Source organism: Streptomyces sp. NPDC057743, from assembly GCF_042798755.1.
Lineage (GTDB): Bacteria > Actinomycetota > Actinomycetes > Streptomycetales > Streptomycetaceae > Streptomyces.
This window is the reverse complement of sequence record NZ_JBHVJX010000018.1, coordinates 185595-191603: the sequence shown is the minus strand read 5'-3', so window position 1 is coordinate 191603 and position 6009 is coordinate 185595. Positions and strand designations below refer to the sequence as shown.

General features: G+C 73.9%; 3 protein-coding genes. 2 read left to right on the top strand and 1 reads right to left on the bottom strand.

Going from position 1 to position 6009, the window contains the following annotated elements; translation table 11 throughout:
- Positions 1–123 precede the first annotated feature (123 nt).
- Together sbnA and ACFVFQ_RS22235 are read left to right on the top strand one after the other, a co-directional pair.
- Positions 124–1128 (top strand): 2,3-diaminopropionate biosynthesis protein SbnA, encoded by a 1005-nt coding sequence (gene sbnA, locus ACFVFQ_RS22240; RefSeq protein ID WP_383418681.1) that lies wholly within the window; start codon positions 124–126, stop codon positions 1126–1128.
- A 207-nt stretch (positions 1129–1335) separates the two neighbouring features.
- The gene (locus ACFVFQ_RS22235) at positions 1336–4155 is read left to right on the top strand and encodes an AAA family ATPase (RefSeq protein WP_383418679.1); all 2820 of its coding nucleotides are present in this window, start codon (positions 1336–1338) and stop codon (positions 4153–4155) included.
- 42 nt (positions 4156–4197) lie between these two features.
- On the opposite strand, the gene ACFVFQ_RS22230 is transcribed toward ACFVFQ_RS22235, so the two are convergent.
- Positions 4198–5337 (bottom strand): SagB family peptide dehydrogenase, encoded by a 1140-nt coding sequence (locus tag ACFVFQ_RS22230; RefSeq protein ID WP_383418677.1) that lies wholly within the window; start codon positions 5335–5337, stop codon positions 4198–4200.
- Between the last annotated feature and the right edge of the window lie 672 nt (positions 5338–6009).

The window sequence follows — 6009 nt, the reverse complement described above, 5'->3', positions numbered from 1 at the left end:
GGCAAGTACGTCTACGACGAGGTGGCCCGCTCCGGCGGACTCCACGTCGTCGACGACTTCTTTCACGAACTGCGCCGCTATGGCTAACCGGCCGACAGCGCCACACGTGCGGAAGGAGGCGTCATGACGGTCATCTCCACCCCTACGGACTTCAACGCCGAGGACCTCTACGTCGACCTGCGGCCGATCGTGGGGCACGACCTGTTCCTCAAGTGCGAGGGATTCAACTTCGCCGGCTCGATCAAGCTCAAGGCGGCGACCGAAATGGTGGAGGCCGCCGAGGAGAGCGGGACCCTGCGGGCGGGGTCCATCATCATCGAATCGTCCTCCGGCAACTTGGGCGTGGCCCTGAGCGTCATCGCCGCCAGCAAGGGATACGGCTTCGTCTGCGTGACCGACGCGCGCTGCAACCTCTCGGCGCAGCGGTTCATGGAGGCCATGGGCGGCCAGGTCGACATCATCTCCGAGCCGGCGTCGCACGGCGGTCTGCTCGGCGCGCGCCTGGCGCATGTGCAGCGGTTGTGCGCCTCCGACGACCGGTATGTCTGGCTCAACCAGTACTCCAACGCGAACAACTGGAAGGCCCACTACCGGACCACCGCGCCGGCCATCGCGCGCCACTTCCCGCGCCTGAACGTGCTGTTCATCGGGACGGGCACGACCGGCACGTTGATGGGGTGCGCCCGTTACTTCCGGAAGCTGCACCGGCAGGTGAGGATCGTGGCGGTGGACAGCGTCGGCTCGGTGACCTTCGGCGGCGAGCCGGCCCGCCGGATGATCCCCGGCCTGGGCACCAGCGTCCGCCCCGCGCTGCTGGACGAGTCGTTCGTCGACGATGTGATCCACGTCCGGGAGGAGGACACCATCCGGACCTGTCACCGCCTGGCCCGGCGCGGGTTCCTCTTCGGCGGCTCGACCGGCACCGTGGTCAGCGGCGCCCAGGAGTGGCTGGCCAGGCAGTCCGACCCGGGCCTCACCGCAGTGGCGATCTCCCCCGACCTCGGCGAGCGCTATCTGGACACCGTCTACCAGACGAGTTGGGTCCGGGCGCTGTACGGCGAGGACGTGCTCGACCAGGACCGCCTGGCGGCGCGGCTGAGTCGGGTCGGGGAGTGGCGCGGTGGCTGAGGGGCCGTCGTGCGGTCCCTGTCACCCCCGTACCGCCTCCCCCGACGGCGCGCATCACGGCATCCCGTGACTTGAGCGTCCGGTCGGCGGCGGAAATCATCGAGGGGCGAGGCGCCGTGGGATGCGGCCGGCGGGCGCGGTGGGTTGGCGCCGGGCCGGGTGCCTGTGGTGCGCGCCGGGGGGTTCGTCGGTGACGGGAGGAAAGACATGCAGCCCGCGGAGATTTTCTCGACGAGCGGGAGGGACACCGTGCTCGTGGGGCGGGAGCGGGAACGGGAGCGCCTGGCGGAGCTGGTGCGCGACGCGTGCGCGGGGCGCAGCGGGGCACTGGTGGTGCGCGGGGCCGGAGGCTGCGGCCGGAGCGCCCTGTTGGACGATCTGGCGCGTGGAGTCCCGTCCGGGGTACGGGTGTTGCGGACCACGGGGGTGGAGAGCGAGGCCGAGCTGCCGTGGGCGGGGCTGCACCAGGTGTTGCGGCCGCTGCTGCCGGGGCTGGAGCGCATTCCGGAGCCGCAGGCCGCGGCGTTGCGGGCGGCGTTCGGGCTCGGAGGGGACCGGGCCGATCCGTTCCTGCTCTCGCTGGCGGGGCTGGCCCTGCTGTCGGATGCCTGTGTGCAGGGGCCGGTGGCGCTGCTGGTGGACGATGCGCAGTGGTTGGACCCGGCCTCGGCGGATGTGTTGGTGTTCGTCGCGCGGCGGTTGGCGGCGGAGGGCCTGGCCATGGTCTTCGCCGCGCGGGACGGTTCCCGGTCCTTCGAGGCGCCGGACCTGCCCGAGTTGGTGGTGGGGCCGTTGTCGGCGGGGGCTGCGGAGCGGCTGTTGGGGCGGGTCGCGCCGGAGGCCGTCCGGGCGGTGCGGCAGCGGATCCTGCGGGTGGCCGGTGGGAATCCGCTGGCGCTGCACGGGCTGCCGGCGGCGCTCAACTCGGCGCAGCTCAGGGGTAGTTCGCCGTTGCCCGACCATCTGCCGCTGGACGAGCGGCTGCGGCGGGTCCATGGGGAGCGGGCCGGTGGGCTGTCCGAGCCGCACGGCCGGGTGCTGCTGTTGGCGGCGCTCCAGGACGACGGGGACCTGACCGTCATCCTCGGGGCCTGCGAGGACCGGGACGCGGCGACGTCGGCGCTGTGTGCCGCCGCCTCGGCCGGGTTGATCGAGTGGGACGAGCAGCGGGTGCGGTTCCGTGATCCGTTGGTCCGTTCCGCGCTGTACCAGGCGGCCCCGCTGGCCGAGCGCCATGCCGCGCACCGCGCGCTGGCGCGGACCCTGGACGAGGGCGATGAGCGCCGGGTGTGGCATCTGGCGGCGTCCACCATGGGGCAGGACGACGCGGTGGCCGAACTGCTGGCCGGGTACGGGGACCGCGCGCGGCGGGCGGGCCGGATCGGCACCGCGGGCCGGGCGATGCGCCGGGCGGCGGGGTTCGCCAGCTCGCCCCGGGCGCGGGCGACTTGGCTGCTCGACGCCGCCGCCTGTGCCTGGGAGACCGCCGAGCCCGCGCACGCCCGGGCGCTGCTCGACGAGGCCGAGGGGCTGTCCACCGAGCCGGCCGTGCGGGCCCGCGCGGTGCAGCTGCGCGGCACCATGGCCGTCGCCGAGGGCGAGCCCGCCGGCGCCTGCCGGGCGCTGCTGGAGGGCGCCCGGCTCGCCCTGGACGGCGATGCCGGGCGGGCCGCGGAGCTGCTGGTGGTGGCGGCGCGGTCGGCGTGGGCGGCCAATCGGCCGCGGGAGTTGGCCGAGGTCGCCGCGCTGCTGGAGCGGATCGATCCGGGCGAGCGCCGGGTGCCGGCGGGCTTCCTGGCCCAACTGCGGTATCTGGCCGGGCTGTCGTGTGACGCGGCGCCCCGCGCCGCCCTGCCCGAGCGGGCGGGCGAGGACGCCGGTGGGGCGGTTCCGCCCTGGTACGGGGGCGACGGCTTTGGGCCGTGGCGGTGGTGGCCGCCGGCGTTCCTGCCGTGTGTCACGGGCGAGTCCGGGCCCGCGGTGGATGCCTTGCAGCGGGCGGTTCGGGCCCTGCGCACGTGTGGCGCCACGGGGGCGCTGCCGCTGATCGCCGCGCCGTTGGTGTCGCTGCAGCTCCTCACCGGGCAGTGGACGGCCGCGGCGGAGCTGGCCCGGGAGGCGCTGGCGGAGGCCGAGGAGAGTGGGCAGTGGGCCGCGGCCGCGGAGCTGCGGGCGGCGCTCGCCTGGGCCGCGGCGGTGCGCGGCGAGGGCGAGCTCTGTCGCGAACTGGCCGACGAGGCACTGTCCGTGGCCATCCCCCGGGAGCTGGCGGCCGCCCTGTCGCTCGCCTACTGGGCGCTCGGGCTGACGGAGCTGGTCGAGGGCCGGGCGGCGGGCGCGGCCCGGCTGCTGCGGGAGGTCACCACGCCGGGCGCGCCCGCGGAGCACTTCGCGGTGGGCCACCTCGTCCTGCCCGACCTCGTCGAGGCGTATGCCCGGGCCGGGGAGGCCGAGGCCGCGCGGGCGGCCCTGGAGCAGTTCGAGCGGTGCGCCGCGCCCGCCGGGGTGCCCGCGCTGCGCGCCGCCTGGCAGCGGTGCCGGGCGCTGCTCGCCGACCACGAGGAGGCCGATGCCGCCTTCACCGCGGCGCTCGACGCCGACGCCGCCTCGCCCTTCGAGGCCGGCCGCGGCCATCTGCTGTACGGGGAGTGGCTGCGTCGGGCGCGCCGCATCAAGGCCGCCAGGGACCACCTCCACCAGGCGCTCCACCTCTTCCAGGTCGTGGGGGCCGCGCCCTGGGCGGCCATGGCCCGGGCCGAACTGCGGGCGGCCGGCGAGCAGGTGGGGCGGCTGGACCGCGGGTACGGGGACCTGCGGGCCACCCTGACGCCCCGGGAGATGGAGATCGTCCATCTCGCCGCGGAGGGCAAGACCAACAGCGACATCGCGGCGCAGCTGTACCTCAGCCCGCGGACCGTGGGGCACCACCTCTACAAGGTGTTCCCCAAGCTGGGCATCACCTCGCGGCACCAACTGCGCGCGATGCGGCTGGAGATGCCGACGACCGCGCCGTCCGGCCGGGTCTGACCGCGGCCGGATGGGGGCGGGCGGGGCGGCCCCGGGTGCGGCTCAACCGTCCCGATCGCCCTCCGGGTCGTCGGCCCGGTCGGACGTGGGGTAGAGCAACGCCCGTTGGAAGGCGTCCAGTTCGGCGGCGTAGTCGGACTGCTGGCTGGTGTCGGGGAGGCCCGCGGCGAGGACGTAGAGGGCGGTCTCGGTGATGCCGTCCACGCCGAGGGCGTCCTCCAGTTCGGCGTCGCGGAAGGCGAGCGTCTGGAACGGCCCCAGGCCGAGGGCGGTGGCGGTGAGGGCGAAGGTCTGGCCGAGGTGCCCGACGTTGGTGAGCATCACCCGATAGGCGCGCGGCGCCCGGTACTTGCTGCTCATCCGCTCGACGACGCCGGTGAGGAACACCGAGACCGCGGCGTCGCCGACCGCCGACTGGTCGCAGCACAGGTGCGTCGCCCGTTCGCGGGTGAAGTGCGGGTCCAGGAGTTCCAGGGAGTGTTCCAGGACGTTGTAGTGGTACAGCCCGGGGGCGATGCCCTCGACGGCGAAGACGCCGAGGTACGCCTCCAGTTCGTGGCGCGAGCCGCCGGCCGCGCTGGTCCGCTTCATCAGGGCCCCGAAGTCCTGGCCGTTCAGGAATTCGCTGGGTCCGAAGACCATGGCGAGCAACTGGGCGAACTGCTGGAGCGGCACGGCGGCCGGGTGGAAGCTGCGGTGGGTGCGGCGCCCGTAGAGGGTGCGCACGAAGGGGGCGTCCAGGTCGGGCGGGACGCGGGGCAGCAGGATCCGGTCGGCGGCGGGGTAGTTCTTGAACAGGGCCGAGCGCTTGCCGGCCCGGAACTCGTCGTTGATCTCCGCCGATTCGGTGTACTCCGCGTGCTTGCTGGAGAAGTGCAGGGCGGCCGCCTCGGGTGACCAGGTCCCCCAGTGCTCGGCGAGCCGGCCGTCCCGGTCGCCCTCGTCTTCGGCGACGAGGAAGCCGAAGTCGTGCAGTTGCCGCACCGCGGTCCGGCAGGATTCCGGATCGTAGTCCGGGAACGCCGCCACCGCGTCGTCCTCGGACGTCCAGTCGGTGAAGGCGGCGAGGATCTCGGCGGCGCCCGGGGCGAGCGCGAGTTGGGTGCCACTGAGGTAGTTCTGGATGACGAACGAGCCGTCGAGCCAGTAACAGACGAGGTTGTGGGCGCGCCGGAGCTGCATGGGGTTCTCCTAGAAAGTGGCCGGGGGCCGGCGTGCACCGGCCCCCGGCTGGCCTTCACAAGCGTCAGCGCTGGTAGTGGATCTTGATGGTGCGGGCGGCGACGGTCTTGGGAGCGAGCTCGATCTTCTTCATGGTGTGTCCCTTCGTTGGGTGAGCCCGGTTGGCTCGCTCTCAAGTAGAGCCGGGCGGCGGGGCGGGCGGTATCGGTGGCCCAACTGGTCTGACCTGGTGGGGTGTTACTTACGGGGCGCAGCTTCGGCGTCGGTGGGGTGGTAGGTGTGGGGGCGACGAGGCGGGTGGTCATCGGTCGGGTGACGTACCCGCGGTGCGGGGGCGGGCGTCGGACGCGTGCCGTCGCCCGGTGTTGGGCGCGGGGTGCGGGGGCGGTGGTCGGCGCCGCGCGGCCGGCGTGGGGGGCGGGGCCGTGGGGCGGCGGTGGGTGCAACGGCCGGGGCCGGGATGCCGGTAGGGCGTCGCCGGGCGTCAGTAGGTCCGTGCGGGCAGGACCAGTTGGGCGACCGATGCCGGTGGGGGGTGCCGGCGGCTCTACTTGGTGGCGAGCCAACCGGGCTCACCAACCGAGAGGAACACGCCATGAAGAAGATCGAGCTCGCCCCGAAGACCGTTGCCGCCCGCACCATCAAGATCCACTACCAGCGCTGACGCGCTTG

Bases quoted from the DNA above. Each gene is read 5' to 3' on its own strand.
- ACFVFQ_RS22235 (WP_383418679.1), top strand. From the start codon at position 1,336: ATGCAGCCCGCGGAGATTTTCTCGACGAGCGGGAGGGACACCGTGCTC.
- sbnA (WP_383418681.1), top strand. From the start codon at position 124: ATGACGGTCATCTCCACCCCTACGGACTTCAACGCCGAGGACCTCTAC.
- ACFVFQ_RS22230 (WP_383418677.1), bottom strand. From the start codon at position 5,337: ATGCAGCTCCGGCGCGCCCACAACCTCGTCTGTTACTGGCTCGACGGC.